Genomic DNA, 25384 nt, shown 5'->3' on the forward strand with positions numbered 1-25384 from the left:
ATTCTCTTCGAGGGGATTTTTTTATGAATTGACCGGGACGCGAAAGGTGCGGGGGCGCAAGCACGCTGTGCGCCTTTAAAGAAGCAACAACGTTGAAGGAAAACGATGCTCGCCGCTTCCTGGTCTGTGCAGCGTAGGGAAACTTTTGCGCATTTGTTTATTCAATACTAAGCACGTGATTAGTGCTGTTTATGACCTATTTTTTTGAAAGGAGTAGCGATGAGCAGCCTATTTTGCAAATTAAACATCGGTGCCGCAGTTGCCACCGCAATGTTGATCTCGATGCCGGTACAAGGAGCAAGTGACAGCACAAAGTGCAATGCTGAAGCGCAGCAATCGGTGGAAGTCACCACCCCGGAAGCCCGATATCGCTTGTCTAGACGAGAGGCTTATGCGGCCTATGAAGAAGCGCGTAATGCCTGCCGCCAGACAAGCAGTACAGAGCAAACGGCCTGCATGCGAGATGCGAAAAAGCAACTTCAAGATGATCCGGCATACGCCAAGGTGCAGCATCATAGTCATCCTACAAGTGGATGCGGCTTACCTGAAATAAGGAACATACATTTATGGAATTCTTCCCAAGCAGCTGGATGGAGATCTTTGCACTAGAGACGCCGCTTTTCGAGCTTATCGCCCGTGGAACAATATTATATTTTTCAATTCTTGCCTTCATGCGCCTTATGCCTCGCATTGGAGGCGAGTTGGCGGTGATAGATCTGGTATTTTTGCTTCTAATCGCGGAAGCAGCGGCGCATGGGATGGGTGAACACAAAACAGTTGGCGACGCAATATTAATGATCGCCACCTTGATGGGATGGAATTACCTGCTCAACCTGGTCAGTTTCCATATTCCTTTCGTTGAAAGCTTAGTTTCTGGTTCGCCGGTTCAAATCGTGCGAAACGGGCGGCTTATGCGACGTAATATGCGGCGTGAGTACCTCACGGAGGACGAACTCATGGCTCAACTGCGCCGGCAAGGTATTGAGAAAATAGAGGATGTGAAGGCGGCTTATATAGAGGGAGAAGGTCAACTCACTGTCATACCTCGCAGGCAACCAGCCCAATGAATTTGACTGCGGAGTAATGACCATGCAGCCACCCGACGCGATGTAGATAGTGTGCCAAATTTTGCGAGGGACGCTTTGTTCAAGACAAAGGAACGTAGCAACAAGAACTATACGTCTCCATTGTTGTCAATAATTTATGTCATTAACATTCATCAGATTAGAGAATAATGCAATCCGTTACCCCGCAAAACTATAATCCGAACGACCTGTTCGACGCATTAATTAAACGTTTACAACTGAGTAGTGATAATGCCCTGTCCAAGCGATTAAGCATGGCGCGCCATGTTGTTGAAAATATCCGACGAGGGCGAATTCCCCTCGCCGCATCACTTCTTCTGGCGATACAACAACAGACGGGTATCAGTATCGACGAACTGCGGCGGCTGATGGGTGACCGACGCGCGAAGTTTCGACTGGCTTGTCAGCAAGCTCGTTGTGTTTCACGCACAAAAAAACCTTGAGCCGATAGCAAGACTTAATTAAGTAATCTTAAGTAATCGTGATGCCTCTGAGGCAAGCTTCTGCGCGTCAAAGCGTTTCACGTAGCTGGAGGCGTATCGCGTGACCTCGTCGCTGCATCGGCTATACCGGTCAGCAATTCGAGCGGCAACGGAAAGACAATCGTCGATGAATTATTCCCGGCAATATTGCTGAGTGTCTGCATATAGCGCAACTGCATTGCGCCCGATTGTTGCGAGAGCACATGTGCGGCCTGCATTAGTTTTTCGGAAGCTTGCAATTCACCTTCGGCATGGATCACCTTGGCCCGACGTTCACGTTCGGCTTCGGCTTGTCGTGCGATCGCGCGCACCATCGATTCATCAAGATCAACATGCTTGATTTCAACGTTGGCTACCTTGATGCCCCACGCGTCGGTCTGCGCATCAAGCACCTGCTGAATATCGAGATTGAGCCTTTCCCGTTCCGCCAGCATATCGTCCAGCTCATGCTTGCCAAGCACCGACCGCAGCGTGGTCTGCGCAAGCTGGCTGGTCGCTTCAAAGAAATTGGCGACCTGAATGATGGCCCTTTCCGGATCGACCACACGGAAGTAGAGGACGGCATTGACTTTGACAGAAACGTTATCGCGTGAAATAACGTCCTGTGTCGGCACATCCAGTACCACTGTTCGCAAGTCCACTCGCACCATCTGCTGTAGAACAGGAATCAGGATAATGAGTCCCGGGCCCTTGACGGCCCAGAAGCGGCCGAGCTGAAAAACCACCCCGCGCTCGTATTCACGCAGCACACGAACCGATGCGGCAAGCAGCGCAATCAGCACGATTAAAACACCAATGATTCCGAAGCTGAAATCAAAAAACATTCTCATTCTCCTTTTTCAGGATGTCCTGCAGGGACAACTTCCAGCGTTAGCCCGGTACGGGCGACCACCCGGACTTTCTGGGAACGGTGCAAGGGTACAGTGCTGACGACACGCCAGATTTCGCCATGGATTTGCGCCCAGGCTTCATTGGCGGCCACATCGGCATCGATTACCTCAGCGACGCTGCCGACGATGCGATCAGGATTGCGCGGCGCGGAAAGCCTTCGCGTTTTCACTGCCAGCGTGGCAATCCCTACCAGGGCAAGGGCGCTTACCACGGCAATGCCGGCGATGACGGTAAAAGGAATACCGTACCCTGGAACATCGGTATCAATCAGCAACAGGGCGCCGATGATAAATGCGCCGATACCGCCAGCGCCAATGATGCCGAAACTTGGCAGGAATACCTCGGCAACCATGAAAGCGAGACCAAGAAGAATCAGTGCCAGACCGGCGTAGTTCACCGGCAGTAACTGCAAAGCATATAGTCCGATGAGCAGGAGCAGCGTTCCCACTACACCAGGCACACCAGATCCCGGACTCATGAGTTCGAAGATGATGCCGTATACACCGAGGGTGAGTAGTAGTAAGGCAATGCTGGGATTGGTAATCGCGGAAAGAATTTTTATACGCCAGTCAGGTTGAGCATCGATCACCGAGGCTCCCGCAGTATGCAGTGTCCTGGGTTGGCCACCTGCCGTCACCTCCTTGCCGTCAATCTGTGCAAGCAATGCAGGAACGTCCTCTGCCACATAGTCGACGACGCGCAGCTTGACAGCTTCCTCAGCCGGGAGGCTGACCGCCTCGCGCACCGCGTGCTCCGCCCACTCCGCATTTCGTCCCCGCATTTGCGCGAGACCACGGATATAGGCCACGGCATCATTGACCTGTTTGCGCATCATGGACGATGCGAGTTCACTTCCACCGGTCGCTTTTTTATCCGTTTCCGTGTCCGAGTCCGACGCCCCGGTGCCCGGTTTGCCTGCACCTCGGTTGTCGGACTTGTCAGGATCACGTGCCTCGGTCCCTCCCAGCTGCACCGGCGTGGCCGCGCCAAGGTTAGTGCCGGGCGCCATCGCCGCAATGTGGCTTGCATACAGGATATAGGTGCCGGCACTGGCAGCACGTGCGCCGCCAGGAGCAACAAAAGTAGCGATCGGTACAGACGATCCCAGTATGGCCTTGACGATCGATCGCATCGACACATCAAGACCGCCTGGCGTATCCAACTTGAGGATCACAAGTTGCTGCTCTTCTTTCTCCGCGCGTGCAATACCCCGGATAATATAGTCTGCGGTAGCTGGCCCAATGGCATCGTCAACGGTCAGCAAGCTTACGGAAGCAGGTAAGCCGGCGCTTGCAACTTGACAGGCCCAGAACATTCCCAGTGCGATGAACCAGCATCTCGCCACGTACAGGCTCCAGCGCGACACGCGTGTAGCAGCCGAGGCGCCGTCCACTGTCTTTGCCTCAAGATACACGCTTGCCTCCTGTGCATGAGACTGCCATCTTCTCTAGCCTGACATTGTTTATTGTCTAGGCATATGGCTACAAGGCCTTGCGAGAAATCATGTGTAGGTTGTATGCAAGTTGCCGCAGGAACTTTGCGGAGCGATACTTGTCGGTCTTTTAACAATTGTTTTACTGGTATGAAACGCCATTAAGTTGTGTCGAGCTCATCGCCATTCCTTACTACCTGCACCTGGAGCATCGAATGAAAATACTGTTATGGATTGTCGTTATCATTTTCCTGATCGGCTTGCTGACGCTGACTGGAGTACTTAAACTTATTTTTTAATATCGACTTCGCAAGTACGAAGTGAAACCGATCAAGCACCAAATCGATCCGTGGAAAGAGTCGGACAATCATTCATGGCGTCATGCGAAATCGTCGATGCTCCTCCCATAAGCGGAAAAACCTCCGTTAATGCCACAATAAAGATGCTTGACCGGGTTGTAGTGCAGAGTCGAAGCAAAAGTGACGGCGCCACAGCTGGTTATCGCGCTACGCTTTTTCGGAAATTAAGCGGTTGCCGCAAAAGCCGGTGAGAACGTGACCTCGCCCTTTGGCATCGCATCGCCGAAACTCTTACCTAACAAATATTCCGGGGGAACTCCCGGGAATACCAGTTCCGTACAGGGGGAAAAGCCGAGCCGGGAGTAAAACGCCGGGTCGCCAACCAACACGCAACCCCGTGCCCCTCTATTCCTAAGCGTAGCCAATCCCTGTTGCATTAGTAGGCTGCCGATTCCCCGCCGCTGGAAGTCCGGCAGTACCGAAAGCGGCCCAACGCCATACCAGCCATCGTCACCAGCTGAGATCGTGACTGGTGAAAAGGCGATGTGGCCAACAAGCCTTCCCTCCTCCACGGCAACAAGCGACAACGCGAGGTGACCGCTGGTTCGGAGTGCATTCACGATGAATTGCTCTGTATGGCTGGTATGCGCAGCAGTCGAAAAAGCGAGTTTGGTTAAATCGAAAATCGCCGCGCTATCGGCTGGTTGTTCATGTCTAACTTTGATATTCATTTTTTGCTCCATGATGTACCCCAATACCGCAACCTCACTTTGAGGCTCCTGCGGTCAGCTATTTATTAATTGTCGAGTTGCGCTCGAACCGCACGAAGCCCCGCGTTGTTGATTAATTAAATAGGGTTGCCGTCTTTGGGACTAATTAATTAGCTTCTCAATTTCCCTTACGGCCGTTGCGAGCCCATCTTCCCGTTCCATCTGCTCGCCAAGCTCCGCGGCGCGCTTCTGGATCTCAATATTTTCAACAAAGCCTATTGCTTTCCCTAATGACCTCGCATCCAGCTTCGCTCCATCGAGCGCTGGCGGCGCTATGCCCAGACGATTAAGTCGCTCTGCCCAGAAGGGTTGGTCCCCGGCAAATGGGATGATGACCGAGGGCTTGCCAGCACGGGTGGCAGAATGGGTGGTACCGGAGCCACCATGATGGATGACGACGGAAGTACGCGGGAGCAGCCATTGGTGCGGGGTGGCACCGATGCGGAGGATATTATCAGGCATCTCGATATCGTCCATTCCGCTCCAGCCCGGGTAAAACAGTGCGCGGCGGCCGGCCAAGGCGGTGACCAACGTCTTTGCTATGTGCGGCCCATCTATCCCGGCCATGCTGCCGAAGCCGACGTAGACCGGCGGCGGGCCGGCGCGGAGGAAGTCGGCAAGTTCGAGTGTTGGCGTGAAATCGGCGGCCGGTGTCTGCCATTGGCCGCACAGCTTGGCGTGGGCCGGCCAATCCGCAGGCTGCGGCAGGATCGTTGGCGAAATGCCGTAGAGCATTGGGTGTTGGGTCGGCAACTCCGGCCACGGCGCCAGTCTGAGCACAGTCTGGCGCGCTTCATTCAGGCTTTTCCTGAAGGCCAGCCAGAACAACTGGTTGGTCAGCCTGAGGCTGGCATGGTTGATCCAGCGCGGCACTAGACCGGAGGGCAGGAAGGGCGAAGGAAATTCGCGCGAAGGCGTGAGCGGAATCATGCCGGTCCCGATGGCTGGGATGCCCAGGCGTTCTGCTACGGATAGGCCGATAAAACCTGCCAGACCGGAGGTAAGGATGGCGTCGCAACCGTCTGCAGCAGCCAAGGTTTCAACCGTCCAGGCGTGGGTATTGGCGTTGGTCAGTTGCACCAGCGCCTTGGCCGTGCCTTTTGGCCCTTGGCTGAGCCATTCCGAGAACAACTGGCGGATATCGCCGGACAGCGCGGAGTTGGCTAGGCCGAGTTCATCAGCCGAGCCGAGGGTGCGCGCGTCACCGAGCAGATATACATCGTGGCCGATGCTATGCAGCGCGTGACCAAGAGCGACGAGCGGCCGGGTGTCGCCTTCCGTACCGTAGGTGAGGATCAGCAATTTCATGGCGTTCTTTTTAAAAGTATACGTCGTATACTTTAGCATCATCTATACTTTCAGGCTATGACCTCTCCGACTGATTTGGAAAATGTACTCAACCCACCTGCGAGTGGCCGGCGGCCGCTGAAGAAGGCACGCCTGACGGAACAAATAAGCACGGTTGCCGGCGAGCTATTTCGAGCTCATGGATATATGGCTGTGACGATGGAGCAGATCGCGGCGGCGTCCGGGGTCTCCAAGCGCACGCTGTACAAGTATTTCCCCGTTAAGGAGGCAGTGCTCGCGCATCTACTGGAAGGTGAACTGGCACGCGACCTCGCAAGCCTCGGTTTTCAATTCGACCCGAAGGCTCCGTTCCGTGCCAACGTCTCGGCGCTGCTGGCTGAGTCCGCCGCCTGGTGCGAACGCCATCCCGATTACCTGCTGCCCTATATCCGCTATAAATTCGCCGGTTTCAAGCCGGATGACCAAACAGCTGACGAACCCTCCGGCAGCGGTGATATGGTGCAAGCGTGGAAGATGCTGATTGTTGCGGCTCAGCAGCGCGGCGAACTCGATGCGTCCCACCCGGCCGACGGGTTGGCGATCTATTTCCACTACCTATATTTCGGCGCGCTGATGCGCTGGATTACTGATCGGCGGCTCGACCTGAAGCAGGAGTTTGCCACAGTCGTTCGGCTGTTCGTGGATGGTGCCCGCGCTGCTGGCCAATAGTAGTATCCCCAGGCAAAGCAGGGAAATCTACATTGTGAGCACCGCAAACCGGCAATTCGGATTGGCTAATTTAGCCCCAGTCCTATATGACAGCTTATCAAGGTGACCGATCAACGTGGGCACTGCCAGACACATTCCGGCCCGCACTAATAGCTGACGTTGACTCAGCCAATCGCGTCCGCAGCAAATAGCAGAAACATCGGCCGATCCCTCTCCTTTGCCCATTCCGGATGCTTCGCTACCTGTTCGGCATCCGGTCCCCATTCAATGAGCCGAACCAGCTGAAATGAGTTGTCGAGAAGTGTATTCACGTAGGTCCCGATGGTTCGGTGGTACTTGGTGACACCAGCGGAAAACCAGGGCCTTACTCTCTCACCTTCGTTCAGGTAGTTATCCAAGGGCCAGAAGGGATAACCATCCTCCTCCTTCCATTGGTCATTGCGAGGGGCTGAGAAGATCGGATGCTCGACGGTCGCAACCAATCGACCTCCGTTGCGAAGCTTTGACCGCATCGTTCGGCAGAGGCTATGGAAGTCTTCAATGTAGTGGAATGCCAGCGCGCTGTAGATCAGATCAAAGTTCCGCTCCGGGATATCCAGCTTCGCTAAGTCGCCAACTCGGTAGTCGATGGACGCGCCAGCGGTTCGCTTTCGAGCTTCAAGAAGCATTCTTCGGGAAAGGTCGATTGCGATGACTTCCTTCGCACCGTGTTCGATTGCCCAGCGATCGAACGCTCCGAAACCACACCCGAGATCCAGGACTCGAGCACCTTCGATCGCAGGCAGCAGTGTTCGTACAGAAGACCACTCAGGCGCGCCAGAGAGCCCCTCGATGGAGCGAGGAAGTTGGGAGTAACCCGAATAGAACTGCGGATTGTCATAAATGTTCTGAGACATATCGAAACCCCAATACCCGCCCTTTGTGCCTTTGTATTCATCAAAGCCATGTCTTTTTCGGAACCGACCTGGAGGACAGATTCGGGTCCCAATCCGAGTAAGCACTAGCCATGTGAGCCCGAGCTATCGCCCGTCACGTTCAGACCAAAGCGACCGAAGATAATGCCTCGGTGGTGATGGGCGAATATTCTCCGTAGCCATCAGGCCAGGAAGTCAGGATCTCGAAGCCGCTTTCTGTTACAGCGACCATATGCTCCCATTGCGCGGACATGGAGCGGTCTTTCGTCACAACCGTCCAGCCATCGGCCAACTGCTTCGTCCCCGGCCTGCCCGCATTGAGCATTGGTTCAACAGTGAAAATCATGCCAGTCTCTAGCACCATGCCAGTACCGGGCTGCCCAAAGTGCAGCACCTGCGGTTTATCGTGGTAAACGGTTCCGATACCATGGCCGCAATATTCACGTACGACGCTAAATCCTTCGCGGTGCGCAATGGTTTGAATGGCGTGCCCAACATCACCCAGCGTCGCTCCAGGGCGTACCGCAAGGATGCCAGCACGCATCGCTTCATAAGTGGCGCGCACCAGTCGCTTGGCAAGTATCCCTGGCTCCCCGACACAATACATGCGGCTGGTATCGCCAAACCAGCCGTCCTTCATGACGGCAACATCAATGTTGATGATGTCGCCATCCTTCAGGCGTTTGTCAGCGGGTATTCCATGACAAACGACATGATTAACCGAAGTGAGTACTGTCTTGGGATAGCCCATGTAGCCGACGTTGGCAGGAATGACCTTCAGTTCATCAACGATGTAGTCGTGGCAAATTTTGTCGAGCTCGCCTGTAGTAATGCCGGGCTTGACGTGCTCCTCGATCATCCTGAGCACGTCCGCCGCCAGTGCGCCGGCGCGACGTGCCATCCCGATCTCCGCCTCTGAACGAAGGGGAACACCGTTCGTGAACTTCATGCTGCCTCCGGCTCGGCGGCAGGCTGAACGGTTGCCTGGATGAGATCTCCGGACTGATGTGCATGAATCAACAGTTGGCAGATCTCGCCATAGCTCAACTTGGGATTGAGTTCGGCTAGCATGCCGACGCGAAGCCAGTGTTCGGCTTGCGCATTAATTGAGCGGCTGAGCGCCGCGCTGGTCGAACGCAGGTTTTCGTGCATTTGCTCGGAGATTTTCAGAATTCCCATTTTTTGTGCCGTATATATGCTTTATAGTCACTTCATATACTACCACCGTATCGAATCGACTGCTGAATGTCCGCTCTCAAGAAAGCCGAAAGTCCGGTGAGGGCGGGCAGCGCCATTCCGCTTCTCGGATGTCTCTTCCTGGAAGGTGGTCTATAGCCGCCGGCGATGTGCACCGCACTACTGCCGCACACGGCCACAAGCTGCTGCCCAAGGGTTGAGGGTATGATGACCTCAAAGATGTATAAATGCTTGGCGAACTTAAACATGTTCGCCATCTCAGGGATTGACAAGACACGCGAGCGTTCTTGAACTTCTGATTTGATCGAGGTAAATCATGACAAAAGATGGACGTCCATCACTCCAAGCGTTTGAAGCACTCCGTACGCGGTTTCAAGAGCAGTCGCGCAAAGCCCAGGCCTATTACACGATCATGCACAGAATGCGGGAAATTGTAGGCAATGATGACGCTGCCAGCGTATGGATGGAGGAACCATTATCGAAATTTGATGGCAAGACCCCTGCCCAGCTGGTGAGCGAAGGTCGTACGGACGAAGTTCATTGTTACATTGATTCAATGTAATCTCGATCTTCTGGTTCCTTTTGAATGCAGTCGAATCTGCATAAAACGCAGGTTCGGCCGAGGTAGACCACAGCAAGTAGTACACACCTTCTTTCCAGTGCGTCCGCTATGTCGTGCTGCTTGTGGCAGAAAAATTCGTCTTTACACAGCCTGGGCCCTATGCGGACTCCCATAGATACGAATGGAGATAATCATGGAGATGAAAAAGATCAATGCCGGGAAACTGCGTGCTATTGGGTACGACCCGCGTGAACGCATCCTGCGGGTCGAATTCGATGATGGAAGTGCGATTGATTATTCAGGTGTCGGAACAGAGGTTTGGCGCAGATTATCAACGTCCGGTTCGGCCTGGAGCTATTACCGCGACAACATAGAGGAAGAATTTTCTGGTCGTCGAGGTACCGTCCAACCTAAAGGGAAATCTCAGCAACTCAACGATCTGTTCAAAGCGTCCAACGACGACACCGATACTTAAACTATGCCGACGTACTGTCACTGAGCTGCCTCTGCTTCCGTAGACAAATCTTGGAAGGCGGCTCTGTTGCCGGAAGCAGCCAACCTCACAATGCACCATCTCCAGTAACCTTTGGTCCGGAGCGCTGGTGAAGGCTATCTCTACCGAGATGGATTTTGACCTTAGGCGTCTACGATTTTTTGGAGGCGATGATTTCGAGCGAGCAGTCATGTTTGAACGAACTGATTCTGGCCCACTGACAGGGCGTATTGATGCCTCAATCCATGTACAGCCACAGGTGCCGCCTTGTGATTTCTACTTTCGGAAACGACACCGTGCCGCATAACTCATAGTCTATGGGATCAAAAATGCTAAACGACCCAAGACGGGCCGTTTTATCGGGTCAGTTCCTATCTTCTCTTGCTGCTGATCGATATTGAACCGGTTTTCCATTCACCGCCGTGAGCGGGCCGGCAAATCAACTTACCGGCTGGGGTCGCGTCTCTTCAGGGGTCGTGGCCGCCGTTGATTCAATCTCTTGAGCTTCTGCGGTATCGGAGGTATCTCCAATAATGGCAAGGACCCGTGCAAAGAATGAATCACTGGCAGCCGACTGCGTGGTGTCGTTCGCCGTGCCAGCGCCCGGGGTTGCTGCAACAGTGCCGGAGTCGCCGCCACTTCCGCCGCAGCCCACCAGCGCTAGCAGGAGGGTCGTGCCTGCCGCTGCACTGAAGATAAAGCGTTTGCTAAACATAAGTTTCTCCTTTATCCGTTATTGGGCGGCGGCATTACTGCTGCTCGTCCCGGCGGCATTGCCCGAGATCGGTGTATTGAAGTACGGGAAGGCTGGCTTGAAGTCCGCAGCGGTCTTGCGTACGCCATCGGTCAGCGCGGCACCGCCGGCAGGCGCATCGGAAGGTTTGCAACTGACCTTCAGCGCGTCGTTCTGTCCGGTCAGCACGCACAGCGCACCCATTGCCACACGCAGCGACAAATCGACCACATCGTCCGCCGGACGGCGTCCGTTCGGGAAGCCCGCGTTGTCGCCGGCAGCCACACCGAGCGGATTCTGCGCCTCACGCGATGTCGGAGCGATTGATGTATTCAAACGCAGCATTTCTGACGGTACGACATTCTTCGGCTGGTTAACGCCCTCGATGCCTTTCAGGAACACTGTCACCAGATCCGTGCGTGGAAAGTTGGTCGGTGCGGGTGCCGATGGGAACAAGGTCTGGATCAGGGCCGGGAGCGTCGGATTGGTAACATAGTCGATGAACTGTGCATCTCCGCTAGGCCTGGATGCATTGAACCGGTTTTTATCGTCCATGCCGATTACGACTTCATTCACCAGCGGCATGCCCAGACGCGATACCTGGGTCCATGCACCACCTTCTTTGCTGGCCGTATTCAACCCGGCACCTGGCGTCGGATTAATCAAGCGTCCCTGGCGTTTGCTCGCGGTGGTATAGGCGCCGATGACAGGATCACCGCCATTGCCGTTGGTCAGGCACGAGATCGGAATCTCCATGGCTATCGTGCTGACGTTTTTGCGTTCAAGATTATTTTCGTTACCGCCCACCTCCGCACCCAGCGGATTCAGGTTGATCAGGTCGAAAGTCTTGCCGACCGCAATATAGAAGGGTTCTTTACGCTGCCCCACAAAGACCCGGCCGTTACCGCAGTTGGGGATGGCCACCTCATGAATATGCTGGCCCGCATATTTCTCGTAACCATCGGCGCCGCCGAAGGTCTTGTCCCCGATGTTGTCGACCGGTTTGTCGAACTCACGCGCGCCGCCTCCCAGCGTTATGGGGTTTCGGGTACCTGTACGACGATCGCCTTTGACGATATCAATGGTATAGGTTTCGCGTACATTCAGCGTCGGCGGATTGACGGTATTGATCGGACCGGCGTTAATCAGGGGGATTTTAACCTGCTTGCCACCGACCGGAAGTGCCGCAGATTTTGGCGTATTCTTGAAATGGAACTGAAACGTGATGTCTTCCTTGGCGTCACCGTTCGTATCAAAATGAATTTCATACAAACCGTTTTCATCGAACTGGTAAAAGTTCGGACCGCCAAACGGATCCTGAAATGGAATATAGTTGGCCATGACCGTCACATAATCCTGGCGTCCGGCCTCGTAGCTGCGGAACAGATAAAGATCCGTTGCGTCGACCTTGGGCTGTTCCGTAAGGAATGGAGATTCGCGATGGCTTGATGCCATTGCTGGTGTAGTGAAGATGCCGGCTACTACCGCCGCCATTAGCGTCGTGCGTAGCACTTGTCTGGTAATAGGATTGCGCATGAGTATCTCCTGTGATCGAGGGCCGGGCATATAAGGAAGCGAAAACCACCGTGCTGCACTGGCACATACGATCTGGACGGCCAAATGGATTCAGATGGCTGTATCTATTTGAGATAGATCAAGCGAATGTCTGATTTGCACCATCACCTTGATGCTTGATCTGACACGCGAACGGCTACTCGAAAGGAAAAATATGTTTAAAAAACTTTTGTCCGGCATTGGCGCGTACAAGCAGCGCATGCCTCTCGCCGAGAAGGCCCTGCCCGGACGAGCCGCTCCGCTCGTCCTTCATAATCACCATTTCATCCATGGTCGGGAACTGCGTGGCGAGTTCGAAGGTCTGCTACAAGTACAGTTGGGCATGGGCTGTTTCTGGGGCGTCGAGCGACTTTTCTGGTCGCTACCCGGCGTTTATACGACCGCAGTCGGGTATGCCGGCGGCTTCACGCCAAACCCGACTTATCGTGAAGTGTGTTCAGGTGAGACCGGCCATGCCGAAGTCGCTCTCGTTGTCTACGATCCCACGGTTTGTGCGTTCGAGACCTTGCTTGCACTGTTCTGGGAAAGTCACGACCCGACACAGGGAATGCGACAAGGAAATGACAGGGGTACGCAATACCGCTCAGCAATTTACTGCACAGTTCCATCTCAATTTGTCGAGGCGAAAGCCAGCCAGGCAAGTTTCCAGGCTTGCCTGGCAAAAGCAGGACACGGCGATATCACAACCGAGATCCGTTATCCTGCTCCGACCTTCTATTATGCTGAAGACGACCACCAGCAATACCTGGCAAAAAACCCGAATGGTTATTGCGGGTTGCGCGGTACAGGCGTGAGTTGCCCGGTTGGGCTACCCGTTACGCCCCCTTAACGTTAGCTCCAGCGCAATGTGAATTGATGAGAAACGCAGCCGGTAGTAACCGGCGCGCAAGATTTTTCCTGCGCAGTGCTCGGGCACTCTGCTACATGCGGATGGTCAAATTCTCATGCTGTACACCAGGCCATCATCATGAGTGTCCCGATACGGTTCAGCCGTTTCATGTTAGTCGCAGCCATCTGTCATGCGGCATACGCGCAAGACGTTCCGGCTGCGATGCAAAGCGACATGCGCGTCGACGTGCGCCATGAGGGCAACGCGGTATTGATCGACGTAAGCATGCCCGTGATTGCCAGTCCGAGGCAAGTCTGGCAAGTACTTACCGACTATAACCACATGGCCTCGTTTTTCCCTGGAATCAATTCGAGCAAGGCGATTCAACAGTCACCAGACCGGTTCCGTGTTGAACAAACCGGCGTGGTCAACTTTGGGCTACTGCGTTTTCCATTTGAGTCGGTTCGCGATGTCAAACTACAACCGTACCAGGAAATTCGCTCCGAGGCAGTAGGAGGAACCATTACCAGCGGATTTGCGCACACGCGACTTATCGAACGTGGTAATGCCACTATCATCGAATACCGAAGCGAGTCTGTTCCGAACATACGGCTGCCGTTTGGATTGGGGCTGAACACGGTTGCAGCTCGTACACGGGAACAGTTTGCACAGCTTCGCCAGGAAATCTACCGTCGAATGGAAACAACTGCGCACACGTCGGGCAAATAAACACCAACGCACAACACACCGGGATGGAATTCGCACCCGGATTCAACCGGGTCAAAGAACTTCATTGAGCAAATAGACCGCATTGTCTTTCAATTTATGCCAGCTTCCACGCTTACTCCATCGCTCCAATTCAATCTCTTTCGATAGAGGGGCATATTTTTCAAAGACGGCATCGAGTCTGCTCGCAGTAGCCGCATCCAGGATCCCCAAGCTGATTTCATCATTGGTATCGAACGACCGGTCATCGAAGTTGCTTGATCCGACAGCGGACCAGACGCCATCGATCGTCATGATTTTCTGATGCAGTAAGGTATTTGGATACTCAAACAAGCGTACACCACACTTCAGCAACTTTTCAAAATTACGGTGGCCGGCGTGCTGAACCATGGGATTGTCGGAGGCATGCGCGGACGGCATCAATACGCGGACATCGACCCCGCGTGCCACAGCGTCTCCAAACGCGTCGATCGCCTCAGGTTCGGGAATGAAATACGGGTTCTGGATCCATATGCGTTTTCGGGCAAGGCAGATAGCTGTGTGATGAAGAATCTTGACGGCCGGCGCAGAACACTCTGGTTTTACAAATGCTGCATGGATCAATACATCCCCAGCAGGCTCCAGGTGCGGGAACACTTCATCGCCCACGAACAGTTCCCCCGTCTGGCCGACCCAGTTCTCGCTAAACACGGCTTGAATGCTGTTTACGATGGGCCCTCGCAACCGGACACTGACATCTCCAAAATGCGCGTTGTCTTGCGCATCACCCATCCAGCTATCTACGATGCAGTGCCCACCGACAAAGGCTTCACGACCATCAATGACGACGAGTTTGCGGTGATCACGGTCGTTGAGCAATCCGATGTTGCGCAGCCTTTTGTCATGGAAGAAGATGAGCTTGCATCCGGCCTCTTCCATTTGACGGCGAGCGCTCTTTCCTAACTTTTTACATCCGGTCGCGTCGAGCAGTACGCGTACGTGCTTACCGGCGCGTGCCCGCTCCGAAAGCGCATCAGCCACGCGTTGCCCTAGCACGCCCTCCTTCCAAAGGAAGGTTTCAAAATGCACGCCATGCCGTGCCGATTGAATTCTCTGTAGCAGAACATCAAAGAAGGCGCCGTTCTCGAAAACTTCGACAGAATTGCCGGCTACTGCTGTGCCAAGCGTCAGCCCGGCGAGCGACGGCACTAGCTTATCGATTGGTAGATCACAGCTAACGTGTAATGTTGGAGAGCGATGGCGACGAACCGACCAGATCACGACAACTAAAAGCAACACAATCGCGAAGAAAGCCGCGGCCGCATAAAAGAAACTGTCGTGCCAGAACGAAGAGTGCATTATTTTCCTGCGCAAGTGCAAGTAAGGATTCTGTCTTCCGATACGCAGTGCTTTAAACGACTGCCCGCAGCAACGCACGGGCGGACTCTGTCCTGGGCCATCTTCATTGCCGAAAATGACCTGCGACCCTGCCTTCGCCCTGCACGCGCCGGCCTTAAGAAATGTTGGTGATTTGAAAACCTACATTACGGGTATTCCTGCGGCGGCCTGTTATGTTTTCGCAATAAATTTCTTTATGATTACATAACGTTCTCGTGCTCGTTTGTCATGCATTTCCAGAATGTTACACGTTGGTGCCACGGCACTACGTTTGTATATAGATTAACGAGGAGGTCTTGTTCATACCTTCGTTTCGCATGTTCGCAGTTATCGCTGCGTTGAACATTGCACACGCTGCATCGCAACATCGGTACGCCCCACCGCAACGCGCCACAGCTTTTACCGCTGACCCACCAAAAAATGCCGCTCATCGGAATAAATTCCCTTGCGACAACAATACATGTATATTTATTGCACCAAGGAAACTTTCAGGCGCACCAAAGTGAACACTAAAAGTCACCCAGGCAATCAGGGATTCTCGCTTATCGAACTAATGGTTACCGTGGCTATTGTCGGCATTCTCGCGGCGATTGCTTATCCGTCATACCGGGACTACGTCGTAAGAACCAACAGGACTTCGGCTGAGAACGTCATGCTGCAGCTCGCAAACAAGCAGGAGCAGTACCGTCTCGACAAGCGCGAATATTCAAGCGTTGTCAATGATCTGGTCGCGGTGCCTGGCGATGTCTCGCGCAACTACACGCTTGCACTGAGCAACGTAACTGCTACCACCTTTACCGTCACCGCCACTGCCACCGGTGCTCAGGCAAGCAGTGATACCAAGTGCAAGAACCTGACGCTCACGCAGGACGGCACAAAAGGGATTACCGGAACAGGCACCGTTGCCGGCTGCTGGTAATCATGATGAATGCGCGAACTTTCTTCCGGCATTCATCCAAGGCGCAAGCCCAATCGGGGTTTACCCTTCCCGAATTGCTGGTGACCGTCGCCATTACCGGCGTTTTGCTGGGCATCGCCGTCCCCTCGTTTTCCGAATTCATCAAAGGCATGGCAGTCCGCAGCGCCTCTTTTGACCTCTATTCCGCATTGACGCTTGCGCGCAGCGAAGCGATCAAACGGAATCGTGACGTGGTGCTTACTTCCGCGACGGACGGCTGGAAAAATGGATGGACGGTCACTGTCACGGCCAGCGGAGCCACTACGGTCCTGAACAAGCAAGCTGCCCTTTCCGGGCTGACGGTTACCGGGCCAAGTGCAGAGGTTACGTATCGTTCCGACGGACGCGTTGATGGCAGCAGCACACCGCAATTCGAAATCACAGGGAGTAATGCAATACGCTGCGTCACAGTGGACCTCAGTGGCCTGCCCTCAACACGTACCGGGACGTGCTCATGAAGCCCCGCCAAACTCTACTACCCAAGCAACGTGGCGTCAGCATGATTGAAGTGCTGGTGGCCCTCGTCATCCTGCTGCTCGGCCTGCTAGGCCTCGCAGGCACGATGATCCAAAGCCAGCGCTCCGAACTCGAATCGTATCAACGTGCGCAGGCCTTGATCCTGCTCCAGGACATGGCGTCCAGAATCAATGCCAATCGTAAGGTTGCGTCATGCTACGTATTCACCGACAGTGCATCCGGCACACCGGCGGCAGGGGGTGCGGGGACGTTGACCGAGCCTACCTGTACAGTGGGAACCGCCGACCAGAATGCACGTGCCATTCAGGATCTCAAGGAGTGGCATAGCCTGCTGAACGGCGAATCGGAAAAAAATGCGAGTAATAACGACGTGGGCGCAATGATCGGCGCGCGCGGCTGCATCAGTTTCGATTCGACGACAAGTATCTATCTCGTGACCGTTGCCTGGCAAGGGCTTTCCAAGACCGCGATACCGCCGGACGGATGGACCTGCGGCAAAGATCAGTATGGCGACGAAAAGCAACGCCGTGTCGTTGGCATCACATTGAAAATCGGTGAGCTGGGATGACATCCATCATGAAAACAAGCGCGCGGTATCGGATGAAGCCTAGGTCGACACGCCCGTTCCCTTCGATGACACGTGAACGCGGCTTGTCATTGGTCGAACTGATGATTGCTATTACCCTGGGCCTGGTTCTGGTCGCCGGCGTCACGACACTTATCAGCCAACAAAGCAGCACTAGCCGTGAACTCAATAACACCAGCCGCCAGATTGAAAACGGCCGTTATGCAATTCAGGTATTAAGGGATGATATTGAACTGGCGGGCTACTACGGCGCGTATTTCAACATTGCGCTCGATTTTCCTGTTGCTAGTGCAGCCGCAACCCTTCCGGATCCATGCGCCACGTCGGTGACCGAGCTTGATGCGGCATTGCCAGTCGCCATCCAGGGATACGACTCGCCGACCACCGTTCCGACTGCGCTGGCTGCGTGCCTAGCGGATGCGAATCACCTATCCGGCACGGATATTCTTGTGATACGGCGGACCGACATCGCCGCCATTCCTAAAGCAGACGCCGTGGCGGGCGGCGTCTATATCCAGGCCGGGCTCGACACATCAAAAGTATTCAAACGGCAGGTGGGAAGCGGAACGGATACATCGGTGTTCACCCTCAAGAAAATGGACGAAACCGCTGCCGATCTGCACAGTTTCGTCGTGGATATCTACTACGTCAGCCCCTGTAACAAGCCAGCGACGGGAACCACCTGTTCCGGCGCGCGCGATGACAACGGCAACCCCATCCCAACGCTCAAGCGTCTTGCACTTGGCGTCAGCGCAGGCAGTACGGCGTTTATCAATACGCCTTTGGTTGAAGGCATACAGAACGTGCAGTTCGACTACGGTATCGACAAAGATAACGACGGCGCACCGGACTACTACACGACTGGTACTTATGCGCAGGATGGCAGCACCGAGCTGGTCGCAACCGACTGGCGGAACGTCATGACCGTACGTGCACATATCTTGTCCCGCAATCCCGACGCAAGCAGTGGATATACCGACAACAAGACTTACAGCCTTGGACTGGAAGGAAACGTTGGCCCATTCGACGATCACTATAAACGCCATGTTTTCAGCGAAACAATCCGCGCAGTGAACCCCAGCGGAAGGAGAGCGCAATGAAGATGCGAAAGCAAGAAGGCGTCACGTTGATTGTCAGCCTCGTGATGCTGGTTGTCCTGACACTGCTGGTAGTGTCATCAATCCGCACAGGGACGTCCAATACCCGCATTGCAGGGAACATGCAAGTCAAGACCGAGGCGACAGCAGCCGCGCAGCAGGCGATCGAAGAAGTGGTCAGCGGCGATTTTGCAAACGTCACCGAGCAACAGACCGTCCCGGTAACGATAGGCGCGGTGACCTACCCTGTCGTTGTCGACACTCCTGTCTGCGACAACACCACGCCCATCCGCAATGACGATCCCTCGCTGAACCCAAGCAACGAAGACGATCGTATCTGCTTTAACGATGATCCCGGTCAGCCGATCTTTGATAAGGATGGAAAGCCCATTCCTCCGCCGTCGAAATGCAATCAGCAGCTATGGAACATCAAAGCAGACATCGATGATGCAAATACCGGGGTACGTGTCACGCAGGGGCAAGGCTTAAGCCAGCGGTTCTATAAACCGACGTCCTGTTAATTCACCCTCTAAGTCCTGGCAATGCCATATCCCCACATGTCGAAACAATCGCACCGCCCGTCTGGAGGTACCACCATGAAATCAGCAAAGATTCTGGTTCATTATTTGCTTGTCGCTGCAATGGCGGCACCCGCTTTGCTCTACGCGGAAGATATTGACATCTATGACAAGATTTCCGACAGCGGTGATCGGCCAAACGTCTTACTGGTGCTTGATAATGCGGCCAACTTTTCCGCGTCAGCCGGAAATTGCACCTATGACGATGACGGCGCTGCGCCCTCACTGAATGGCACCGCAGGCGGCATTGAACAATGCGCGTTTTACAACGTCATCAACGGTCTCGATGTCGCCTCAAATGGTGAAGCAAAAATCAACCTGGGGATGATGTTCTATAACGCAAACGGGCTGACGTCATACGGATGTGCCAGTGGGGGAAATGGCGGCTGTCTGGTCAGGCCCATCGTGCCGATGACCGCTGCGAACAAGCAGGCGCTCCTCACCTGGATACGTTCCTGGGTGACCTCGGGTAATGGTATCAACAATATCAAGGCGAGCAGTGAACAAACCGGTGCCACCATGCAGGAAGCGTGGGCCTATTTCGCTGGAAAAACCGGCCTTTCGGGACGCAACTATGCTGGCATCCAACCGCCAAACAGCGGTTGCCAGAATAATTTTGTCATCTTTGTAGGCAATGCATTTACCAACTCGGGCACACCTGGTGAAGGCGGGAATGCGAGCCCGAGTTCAGCGCTGAATACTGCGCCCGGTGTCACTGCGGCACAAAAACTGGCGATTACAATCCCTTCGGGTTGTTACGGTACGTTTGGCCGCCTGCCTTTCAAGACGGGAACAAGCACTTGTACGCTGCCAACACCTTCGGCTGATGTCTTCAGCTGCGGCAGCTACACAATGGGAAACCATACCGATTCTTCAGGCTTGTATGCCGATGAATGGGCGCGCTACATGGCGCAGACCGATACCAGCGGTGTGAATGGTGGCAAGACCAATATCACAACCTACACCGTTGGCTTGATTGGCAACAGTTGCAAACCGGATTATCCGGCGCTGATGAAGAGCATGGCGGACTTCGGCGGCGGCAAATATTTTCCGACGTCGAATTACTCGCAAATCAAGGATGCACTGCTAAAGATTTTTAATGAAGTACAGGCAGTCAACAGCGTGTTCTCCTCCTCCAGCTTGCCGGTGAGTGTCAATACGCAAGGCAGCTACCTGAACCAGATTTACATGGGCATGTTCCGCCCGGATGTCAACGGCTCCCCGCGTTGGGTGGGTAACCTGAAGCAGTACAAATTCAAGTTCAATTCCAATCTGAACATGGTTCAGCTTGCCGATAGCACCGGCGCCGATGCAATCAGCTCTGGCAGTACCGGCTTCCTGTCGCCGAATGCAATCAGCTTCTGGACGACCAAGAACATCGCGACCGCACCGGATAGCACCGGTGGCTTTTGGAAAAACAATCCGCAAGGCGTGGGACTGGCCTACGACTCGCCGGATGGCGAAGTGGTTGAAAAAGGTGGTGCTGCGCAGCAGTTACGCCTGGCCAACCTGACAAGCAACTTTAGCGCGACGGCACAATCCAGCGATAATCCGCGAAAACTCTACACCTATTGCCCAAGCGGTTCCAATTGCTCAAATGAACTGACAAACAGTGCAAACATCTTTGCCAAGTCCAACTCCGCCATTACTACGGCTGCATTGGGTGTTTCAAGTTCTACAGATCGCGACGCCCTGATTAACTGGATACGTGGTGAAGACAATACCGGCGCCGAGAAAGGGCCTGGCGGTACCGTTACTGTCCGCCCCTCCATTCACGGCGATGCACTCCACTCTCGTCCGGTCGTACTGAGTTACGGCGGCAGCCCGGAATCAATTGTGGTTTTTTATGGGACAAACGACGGCGTATTTCGTGCAGTGAATGGCAACCAGACAAGTTCGATTGGTTCCGTACCGCCAGGTGGCGAATTGTGGGGTCTGGTGCTGCCGGAGTTCTATTCAAAACTGAAGCGTCAACGTGATAACACCCCGCTTGTGAAGTTCCCCAACACGGACGCAGACCTGAATCCGCAACCAAAAGACTATTTCGTCGACGGCTCCCCTGGGGTGTATCAAAAGCTGAAGGCGGACGGCACCATCGACAAGTCATATATCTACCTGACCATGCGCCGTGGTGGACGTTTCATGTATGCACTGGACGTGACCACGCCGACAGCCCCTAGAGTGATGTGGAAAAAATCATTCACCGATACCGACATGGCGGAACTTGGGCAAACCTGGGCCCGTCCGCGCCTGGCCGTTGTCAAAGGCTGGTCCAACCCGGTGCTGATTATTGGCGCCGGCTATAGTACGACGCAGGACAGTGAACCGCCGCTCACGGACACCATGGGACGCGGTATCTTTATCCTGGATGCGGTGACAGGCAATGTAATCTGGAAAGCAGGTCCATCCGCAGGAGCGACCGCATGCAGTGGCACTAGCAGTTCGGCGTCATGCGCAGTCGCCGATATGAATTACAGTATCCCAGCCGACATTACGCCTCTGGATCGTGATTTCGATGGCTACGTAGAGCGACTGTATGCAGTCGATATGGGTGGCAACATCTGGCGCGTCGATCTTGAGCCAACCGCCGGCAGCACGCCGGATAAATGGACGGTGAATAAACTGGCCGCACTTGGCTGCAACACGGGCGCCTGCGCATCGGGAACCATACCGCGCAAATTCTTTTTCGGACCGAGCGTTGTCCCGGTAGGCGCGTCCGGTTCGACAACCGCCTATGATCTCGTGATGGTAGGGTCGGGTGACCGTGAACATCCTACTTACAATATCAGTGCCGGCTCGGCCTACTCGGTAACCAACCGCTTGTATGCGATCAAGGATCTCAAGACAGGAAAAGATGCAACGGGATTGGTCACCGCCACCGAGTCGTCATTGCGTAACGCAACCAGCGCCAACTACGACGGCACAGGCAGCGGTTATTTCATCACCCTCAATACAGGCGAGAAAGCAGTCAACGCGCCGGTGACAGTGGGCGGCACCACTTACTTTGGCACCAATCAGCCGACACCTTCGAACACCAATTCCTGTACATCCGACTTGGGTACCGCACGTAGCTATAGTGTGGATCTGTTCACCGGAAAATATCGTTCAACAGAATTGAACGGCGGAGGTTTGCCTCCATCCCCGGTAAGCGGAATTGTGGTTGTGGATGGGACCAAAGTTGGTTTTTGTATCGGCTGCGTCAATCCGGAATCACCGAAGAAATCTCCGCTGGACAACGGTACGTCAGACAAGGAAGGCAAGAAAAAGATCAGCCGGACGTATTGGTATAAGAAGTAATACCAATCCCAACCTGTAACGTGACAAATGAGATCGATGGATTTTTTTGACTGGCAAGGCGCAGGAGGAGTCAATAGCCTTGCTATTGATGACGAGTGCAACGCAGGCAGGCGGCTCGGCGCCCCCGGAAAAAGACGCGATGTCATGGTGCGTTATGGGTTGGGATTGGTATAAGCTAAGCAAAGAAGTTAGGGGTGGCAAATAGTAAGGGGCGTGGACACACGCCCCTTTTTTCATCATTCATTTATCCATTTGCCGTTGCGGCAGTTGTGATTCCGCTGGCCGGGTTTTTAGTTTACCGCAGCGCCCTCTTTGGGTTCACCGAACATCAAAACAGTTCCACGGTTGCCATCGTCAATAATCTGCTCCTGGTCTTGCAGCACGCCGTCTTTCGTGTCTGGCGCCGCGCCAAACGCCGATTCGGCCTCACGTGCCTGATTGGCGATCCGCTCCATTTCCTCCGAACGAATATCGGGTGCAGCAGCTGGAGGTGGTGTTGGTGATGTATGCCGAACTTGAACCGGCGGCTTACGCGGCGGCGGAGCCGCCTTCTCCGTCTTCTCCACCCCGAAAAAGCCATACACTTTATCCAGCAGCGATGCGAAGAAGGAATCGGGAGGAGGTGCGAAACGCGCTTCGGTATCGATAATCCTTGCCTGCAATGTTCGCCGGTAGAATTCTCCAACCATTGGCAGTGCGGTGCGCGCGCCCTGTCCCCACTGGCTATTGCCCATCGTTATGCGTGCATCATTAAAACCAACCCATGCACCGGTTACCAGGCGCGGGTGCATCAGGATAAACCAGCCATCCGTATTGTCCTGTGTAGTCCCTGTTTTTCCGGCGAGGTCTGCACGCAGTCCAAAGCGCGTGGTGATGGGGCGCCCCGTCCCCTGCTTCACCACGCCGCGCATCATGTCGATCAAGTCATATGCGGTTTTGCCCGAGATGGCACGTGTGCCATCGCTAGTAAACGTATCCAGTATCTTGCCGTTCCGGTCCGCAATGCGACTCACCATCACAGGCTTGCGGAGCTCGCCGCCACTGGCAATCGTGCTGTAAGCGGACACCATCTCCAGCAGCGTCACGGGGCTCGTACCCAGCGACAATGCCGGGACCGGGTCGAGGTTGCTTTGGTTCACGCCCAGGCGTCGCGCAAAATCTGCCACTTTCCCTGGCCCGACTTCCTGCATCACCTGCGCGGTAATCGTATTTTTGGAATAGGCCAGTGCTTCGCGCAGCGCCATCGACTGGCCACTCGGTCCAGTTGCATCGGTGGGTCGCCATACACTGCCGTTGCCTAGCGGGACTTCGACGGCCATGTCGGTAAACCGTGTATCCGGTGACATTCCCCGCTCGAGCGCGGCACCGTACACAAACGGTTTGAATGTCGATCCCGGCTGACGTCTCGCCTGCGCCACGTGGTCGAACTGATCGACTGTGAAGTCACGGCTGCCAACCCACACTTTGACATGTCCATTGGTCGGGTCGATAGCAACAAAACCGCTTTCCAGCCGGGTCTTGTCTGCGGTCAGGCGCGCCATGAATTCTGGATTTTGCCTGATCTGTTGCATCGCGATTTCCGGCGGTGTTCCCGCATCGACCGCAGCACGATATGGGCTCGATTCGCGCACGAATGCCTTGAGTAGATCGTCGTGTGTTCGCAAGAAGCGGGCTGTCGGTGGCGTCGGTCGCTGCAGATCACGGTATGGATTGAACCCGGAAGATACCTTGCGCATCGGACTAACGCCCTTTTCGCCATCCGAAACCGACTGCAATAGCTGAGTCTGTTGGGCTATCGCTTGTTCGGCGAATGCCTGCATACGCGAATCGATTGTCGAATACACCACCAGGCCGTCGGAATACAGGTTGTAATCGTTGCGGTCTGCCCATTCGATCAGCCACTTACGGACATTCACGGCGAAATGTGGCGTGGCGCCAAAAGGCTCGGGTTGACGTTCGAAATCGAGGCGGATCGGCCGACGTTTCAGGCGCTCGAATTCGGCAGTGCGAAGTACACCACGTTTGACCATCTGCGACATCACGACATTGCGTCGCTTTTGTGCACGCTCGCGGTTCAAGACGGGGTTGTAGTAACTGGTTCCCTTCAACATGCCAACAAGGGTCGCGCTTTCGAGAACATCAAGCTTGGCCGCAGGTTTATCGAAATAGGTGCGCGCACCCATTTCAATGCCAAATGCGTTGTACAAAAACGGCATTGTGTTCAGATAAGTCAGCAGGATTTCATCCTTGGAGTACGCGTACTCGATCTTCAGCGCAGTGATCAGTTCTTTCAATTTGCGATTGATGGTCCGCTTGCGCCCTATTTCCTCCGGATACAGATTGCGAGCAAGTTGCTGTGTCAGCGTTGAGCCGCCTTCCGGGTCGCCTTGAATCGTGCGCAAGATTCCCGCAGCGGTACGCTTCAGGTCGACGCCATGGTGTTCGTAAAAGCGGTGGTCTTCGGTGGCGATCAGCGCCTTGACGATAAATGGCGAGATCTCGTCGAGTTGGACCCATTCTCGGTTCAGGCGTTTAAAGACAGCGAGTTCCTTGCCATCGCTGGACATCAGGACACTTGGTGTTTCCGCCTTGGCCTTGCGCAGGTCGGCAATACTTGGCGTGAACGGAATCAGGACTATCGCATAGATAAAGAAAAGTGCGACGGCAATCGTTCCGCTGGCGAATGCCGCTTTCATCAAACACTTCAGCCTAATGGGCCATGAGAGGCTTGGATCGCTGACGGCCTTGAAATAGCCTGCAATCTGCTTCGCTGTCTTCTCAATCCGTTTGCGGGATTCGGTTGTTGGTTCCACAGTGATTTTTCTATGCTCCGTCCAATTCCAAGGTGCAATTATTTCATACTAAATGCGACCTCAATGGATTACCGAGTTCCTGCGAGCGGACGGCCGGGCGGAAGGCATCGTATCAGGTACATGACCCCAAGATCCTAATGAGCTGATGCACCACTGATCTAATGCATAACGGAGACTCTACAATGACGCTCCAAATA

25 protein-coding genes are annotated in these 25384 nt (G+C 54.4%); 14 read left to right on the forward strand and 11 right to left on the reverse strand.

Annotated elements, in window-relative coordinates:
* Positions 1-219 precede the first annotated feature (219 nt).
* From ACFQUU_RS12745 to ACFQUU_RS12755, 3 genes are all read left to right on the forward strand, one after another.
* Positions 220-609 carry a hypothetical protein gene (locus ACFQUU_RS12745; protein WP_382247602.1) on the forward strand — a complete coding sequence of 130 codons (390 nt, stop codon included), beginning with the start codon at positions 220-222 and terminating at the stop codon, positions 607-609.
* The gene (locus ACFQUU_RS12750) at positions 567-1067 is read left to right on the forward strand and encodes a DUF421 domain-containing protein (protein WP_382247604.1); all 501 of its coding nucleotides are present in this window, start codon (positions 567-569) and stop codon (positions 1065-1067) included. The genes ACFQUU_RS12745 and ACFQUU_RS12750 overlap by 43 nt, the downstream gene beginning before the upstream one ends.
* Positions 1068-1234: 167 nt before the next feature.
* Positions 1235-1528, forward strand: coding sequence for a helix-turn-helix domain-containing protein (locus tag ACFQUU_RS12755; protein WP_382247606.1), 294 nt, complete (start codon positions 1235-1237; stop codon positions 1526-1528).
* 77 nt (positions 1529-1605) lie between these two features.
* On the opposite strand, the gene ACFQUU_RS12760 is transcribed toward ACFQUU_RS12755, so the two are convergent.
* The 4 genes from ACFQUU_RS12760 to ACFQUU_RS12775 form a co-directional block, all read right to left on the reverse strand.
* A complete protein-coding gene (locus tag ACFQUU_RS12760) occupies positions 1606-2391 on the reverse strand; it encodes a slipin family protein (RefSeq protein WP_382247608.1) in 786 nt (261 codons plus the stop codon).
* Positions 2392-2393: 2 nt separating this feature from the next.
* Positions 2394-3872 (reverse strand): nodulation protein NfeD, encoded by a 1479-nt coding sequence (locus ACFQUU_RS12765; RefSeq protein ID WP_382247610.1) that lies wholly within the window; start codon positions 3870-3872, stop codon positions 2394-2396.
* A gap of 541 nt (positions 3873-4413) precedes the next feature.
* Positions 4414-4920 carry a GNAT family N-acetyltransferase gene (locus ACFQUU_RS12770; RefSeq protein WP_382247612.1) on the reverse strand — a complete coding sequence of 169 codons (507 nt, stop codon included), beginning with the start codon at positions 4918-4920 and terminating at the stop codon, positions 4414-4416.
* Between the two features lie 141 nt (positions 4921-5061).
* Positions 5062-6267 carry a glycosyltransferase gene (locus tag ACFQUU_RS12775; RefSeq protein WP_382247614.1) on the reverse strand — a complete coding sequence of 402 codons (1206 nt, stop codon included), beginning with the start codon at positions 6265-6267 and terminating at the stop codon, positions 5062-5064.
* Positions 6268-6324: 57 nt separating this feature from the next.
* Here ACFQUU_RS12775 and ACFQUU_RS12780 point away from each other — a divergent pair, with 57 nt between their 5' ends.
* On the forward strand, positions 6325-6975 hold the full coding sequence (locus ACFQUU_RS12780) for a TetR/AcrR family transcriptional regulator (RefSeq protein ID WP_382247616.1): 651 nt from the start codon (positions 6325-6327) through the stop codon (positions 6973-6975).
* A gap of 164 nt (positions 6976-7139) precedes the next feature.
* Here ACFQUU_RS12780 and ACFQUU_RS12785 read toward each other — a convergent pair whose 3' ends face one another.
* The 3 genes from ACFQUU_RS12785 to ACFQUU_RS12795 form a co-directional block, all read right to left on the reverse strand.
* Positions 7140-7871 (reverse strand): class I SAM-dependent methyltransferase, encoded by a 732-nt coding sequence (locus ACFQUU_RS12785; RefSeq protein WP_382247618.1) that lies wholly within the window; start codon positions 7869-7871, stop codon positions 7140-7142.
* 139 nt (positions 7872-8010) lie between these two features.
* Positions 8011-8838, reverse strand: coding sequence for a type I methionyl aminopeptidase (map, locus tag ACFQUU_RS12790; protein ID WP_382247620.1), 828 nt, complete (start codon positions 8836-8838; stop codon positions 8011-8013).
* Positions 8835-9068: a ParD-like family protein gene (locus tag ACFQUU_RS12795; protein ID WP_382247622.1), complete on the reverse strand. Its 234-nt coding sequence runs from the start codon at positions 9066-9068 to the stop codon at positions 8835-8837. Before ACFQUU_RS12795 ends, map begins: the two co-directional genes overlap by 4 nt.
* A 334-nt stretch (positions 9069-9402) precedes the next feature.
* On the opposite strand from ACFQUU_RS12795, the gene ACFQUU_RS12800 reads away from it, so the two are divergent.
* Both ACFQUU_RS12800 and ACFQUU_RS12805 read left to right on the forward strand, forming a co-directional pair.
* Positions 9403-9648 (forward strand): MbcA/ParS/Xre antitoxin family protein, encoded by a 246-nt coding sequence (locus tag ACFQUU_RS12800; RefSeq protein ID WP_382247624.1) that lies wholly within the window; start codon positions 9403-9405, stop codon positions 9646-9648.
* 193 nt (positions 9649-9841) lie between these two features.
* On the forward strand, positions 9842-10123 hold the full coding sequence (locus ACFQUU_RS12805) for a KTSC domain-containing protein (RefSeq protein WP_382247626.1): 282 nt from the start codon (positions 9842-9844) through the stop codon (positions 10121-10123).
* Positions 10124-10580: 457 nt separating this feature from the next.
* Here ACFQUU_RS12805 and ACFQUU_RS12810 read toward each other — a convergent pair whose 3' ends face one another.
* Positions 10581-10856, reverse strand: coding sequence for a hypothetical protein (locus ACFQUU_RS12810; RefSeq protein WP_382247628.1), 276 nt, complete (start codon positions 10854-10856; stop codon positions 10581-10583).
* A gap of 18 nt (positions 10857-10874) precedes the next feature.
* The gene (locus ACFQUU_RS12815; RefSeq protein ID WP_382247630.1) at positions 10875-12410 is read right to left on the reverse strand and encodes a DUF4331 domain-containing protein; all 1536 of its coding nucleotides are present in this window, start codon (positions 12408-12410) and stop codon (positions 10875-10877) included.
* Positions 12411-12603: 193 nt separating this feature from the next.
* Between ACFQUU_RS12815 and msrA the strand changes: the two genes are divergently transcribed.
* Together msrA and ACFQUU_RS12825 are read left to right on the forward strand one after the other, a co-directional pair.
* Positions 12604-13278, forward strand: coding sequence for a peptide-methionine (S)-S-oxide reductase MsrA (gene msrA / locus ACFQUU_RS12820; protein WP_382247632.1), 675 nt, complete (start codon positions 12604-12606; stop codon positions 13276-13278).
* A 138-nt stretch (positions 13279-13416) separates the two neighbouring features.
* Positions 13417-14007, forward strand: coding sequence for an SRPBCC family protein (locus ACFQUU_RS12825; protein WP_382247634.1), 591 nt, complete (start codon positions 13417-13419; stop codon positions 14005-14007).
* A 51-nt stretch (positions 14008-14058) separates the two neighbouring features.
* On the opposite strand, the gene ACFQUU_RS12830 is transcribed toward ACFQUU_RS12825, so the two are convergent.
* Positions 14059-15342: a phosphatidylserine/phosphatidylglycerophosphate/cardiolipin synthase family protein gene (locus ACFQUU_RS12830; protein WP_382247636.1), complete on the reverse strand. Its 1284-nt coding sequence runs from the start codon at positions 15340-15342 to the stop codon at positions 14059-14061.
* A 541-nt stretch (positions 15343-15883) separates the two neighbouring features.
* Here ACFQUU_RS12830 and ACFQUU_RS12835 point away from each other — a divergent pair.
* From ACFQUU_RS12835 to ACFQUU_RS12860, 6 genes are all read left to right on the forward strand, one after another.
* Positions 15884-16300, forward strand: coding sequence for a type IV pilin protein (locus ACFQUU_RS12835; protein ID WP_382247638.1), 417 nt, complete (start codon positions 15884-15886; stop codon positions 16298-16300).
* Between the two features lie 2 nt (positions 16301-16302).
* Positions 16303-16797, forward strand: coding sequence for a GspH/FimT family pseudopilin (locus ACFQUU_RS12840; protein WP_382247640.1), 495 nt, complete (start codon positions 16303-16305; stop codon positions 16795-16797).
* Positions 16794-17384 (forward strand): type IV pilus modification protein PilV, encoded by a 591-nt coding sequence (gene pilV / locus ACFQUU_RS12845; protein ID WP_382247642.1) that lies wholly within the window; start codon positions 16794-16796, stop codon positions 17382-17384. Before ACFQUU_RS12840 ends, pilV begins: the two co-directional genes overlap by 4 nt.
* A gap of 8 nt (positions 17385-17392) precedes the next feature.
* Positions 17393-18502: a PilW family protein gene (locus tag ACFQUU_RS12850; protein WP_382247644.1), complete on the forward strand. Its 1110-nt coding sequence runs from the start codon at positions 17393-17395 to the stop codon at positions 18500-18502.
* Positions 18499-19020, forward strand: coding sequence for a PilX N-terminal domain-containing pilus assembly protein (locus ACFQUU_RS12855; RefSeq protein ID WP_382247646.1), 522 nt, complete (start codon positions 18499-18501; stop codon positions 19018-19020). Before ACFQUU_RS12850 ends, ACFQUU_RS12855 begins: the two co-directional genes overlap by 4 nt.
* Before the next feature lie 75 nt (positions 19021-19095).
* Positions 19096-22374 (forward strand): pilus assembly protein, encoded by a 3279-nt coding sequence (locus ACFQUU_RS12860; RefSeq protein WP_382247648.1) that lies wholly within the window; start codon positions 19096-19098, stop codon positions 22372-22374.
* A 290-nt stretch (positions 22375-22664) separates the two neighbouring features.
* Here the strand turns inward: ACFQUU_RS12860 and ACFQUU_RS12865 are convergent, their stop codons facing one another.
* Entirely contained in the window at positions 22665-25070 is a 2406-nt protein-coding gene (locus ACFQUU_RS12865) for a penicillin-binding protein 1A (RefSeq protein WP_382247650.1), read from the reverse strand.
* Between the last annotated feature and the right edge of the window lie 314 nt (positions 25071-25384).

This window comes from Herbaspirillum sp. GCM10030257, assembly GCF_042666555.1.
Taxonomy (GTDB): domain Bacteria; phylum Pseudomonadota; class Gammaproteobacteria; order Burkholderiales; family Burkholderiaceae_D; genus Noviherbaspirillum.

Bases quoted from the DNA above. Each gene is read 5' to 3' on its own strand.
- ACFQUU_RS12745 (WP_382247602.1), top strand. From the start codon at position 220: ATGAGCAGCCTATTTTGCAAATTAAACATCGGTGCCGCAGTTGCCACC.
- ACFQUU_RS12750 (WP_382247604.1), top strand. From the start codon at position 567: ATGGAATTCTTCCCAAGCAGCTGGATGGAGATCTTTGCACTAGAGACG.
- ACFQUU_RS12755 (WP_382247606.1), top strand. From the start codon at position 1,235: ATGCAATCCGTTACCCCGCAAAACTATAATCCGAACGACCTGTTCGAC.
- ACFQUU_RS12760 (WP_382247608.1), bottom strand. From the start codon at position 2,391: ATGTTTTTTGATTTCAGCTTCGGAATCATTGGTGTTTTAATCGTGCTG.
- ACFQUU_RS12770 (WP_382247612.1), bottom strand. From the start codon at position 4,920: ATGAATATCAAAGTTAGACATGAACAACCAGCCGATAGCGCGGCGATT.
- ACFQUU_RS12775 (WP_382247614.1), bottom strand. From the start codon at position 6,267: ATGAAATTGCTGATCCTCACCTACGGTACGGAAGGCGACACCCGGCCG.
- ACFQUU_RS12780 (WP_382247616.1), top strand. From the start codon at position 6,325: ATGACCTCTCCGACTGATTTGGAAAATGTACTCAACCCACCTGCGAGT.
- ACFQUU_RS12785 (WP_382247618.1), bottom strand. From the start codon at position 7,871: ATGTCTCAGAACATTTATGACAATCCGCAGTTCTATTCGGGTTACTCC.
- map (WP_382247620.1), bottom strand. From the start codon at position 8,838: ATGAAGTTCACGAACGGTGTTCCCCTTCGTTCAGAGGCGGAGATCGGG.
- ACFQUU_RS12795 (WP_382247622.1), bottom strand. From the start codon at position 9,068: ATGGGAATTCTGAAAATCTCCGAGCAAATGCACGAAAACCTGCGTTCG.
- ACFQUU_RS12800 (WP_382247624.1), top strand. From the start codon at position 9,403: ATGACAAAAGATGGACGTCCATCACTCCAAGCGTTTGAAGCACTCCGT.
- ACFQUU_RS12805 (WP_382247626.1), top strand. From the start codon at position 9,842: ATGGAGATGAAAAAGATCAATGCCGGGAAACTGCGTGCTATTGGGTAC.
- ACFQUU_RS12810 (WP_382247628.1), bottom strand. From the start codon at position 10,856: ATGTTTAGCAAACGCTTTATCTTCAGTGCAGCGGCAGGCACGACCCTC.
- ACFQUU_RS12815 (WP_382247630.1), bottom strand. From the start codon at position 12,410: ATGCGCAATCCTATTACCAGACAAGTGCTACGCACGACGCTAATGGCG.
- msrA (WP_382247632.1), top strand. From the start codon at position 12,604: ATGTTTAAAAAACTTTTGTCCGGCATTGGCGCGTACAAGCAGCGCATG.
- ACFQUU_RS12825 (WP_382247634.1), top strand. From the start codon at position 13,417: ATGAGTGTCCCGATACGGTTCAGCCGTTTCATGTTAGTCGCAGCCATC.
- ACFQUU_RS12830 (WP_382247636.1), bottom strand. From the start codon at position 15,342: ATGCACTCTTCGTTCTGGCACGACAGTTTCTTTTATGCGGCCGCGGCT.
- ACFQUU_RS12840 (WP_382247640.1), top strand. From the start codon at position 16,303: ATGATGAATGCGCGAACTTTCTTCCGGCATTCATCCAAGGCGCAAGCC.
- pilV (WP_382247642.1), top strand. From the start codon at position 16,794: ATGAAGCCCCGCCAAACTCTACTACCCAAGCAACGTGGCGTCAGCATG.
- ACFQUU_RS12850 (WP_382247644.1), top strand. From the start codon at position 17,393: ATGAAAACAAGCGCGCGGTATCGGATGAAGCCTAGGTCGACACGCCCG.
- ACFQUU_RS12855 (WP_382247646.1), top strand. From the start codon at position 18,499: ATGAAGATGCGAAAGCAAGAAGGCGTCACGTTGATTGTCAGCCTCGTG.
- ACFQUU_RS12860 (WP_382247648.1), top strand. From the start codon at position 19,096: ATGAAATCAGCAAAGATTCTGGTTCATTATTTGCTTGTCGCTGCAATG.
- ACFQUU_RS12865 (WP_382247650.1), bottom strand. From the start codon at position 25,070: ATGAAAGCGGCATTCGCCAGCGGAACGATTGCCGTCGCACTTTTCTTT.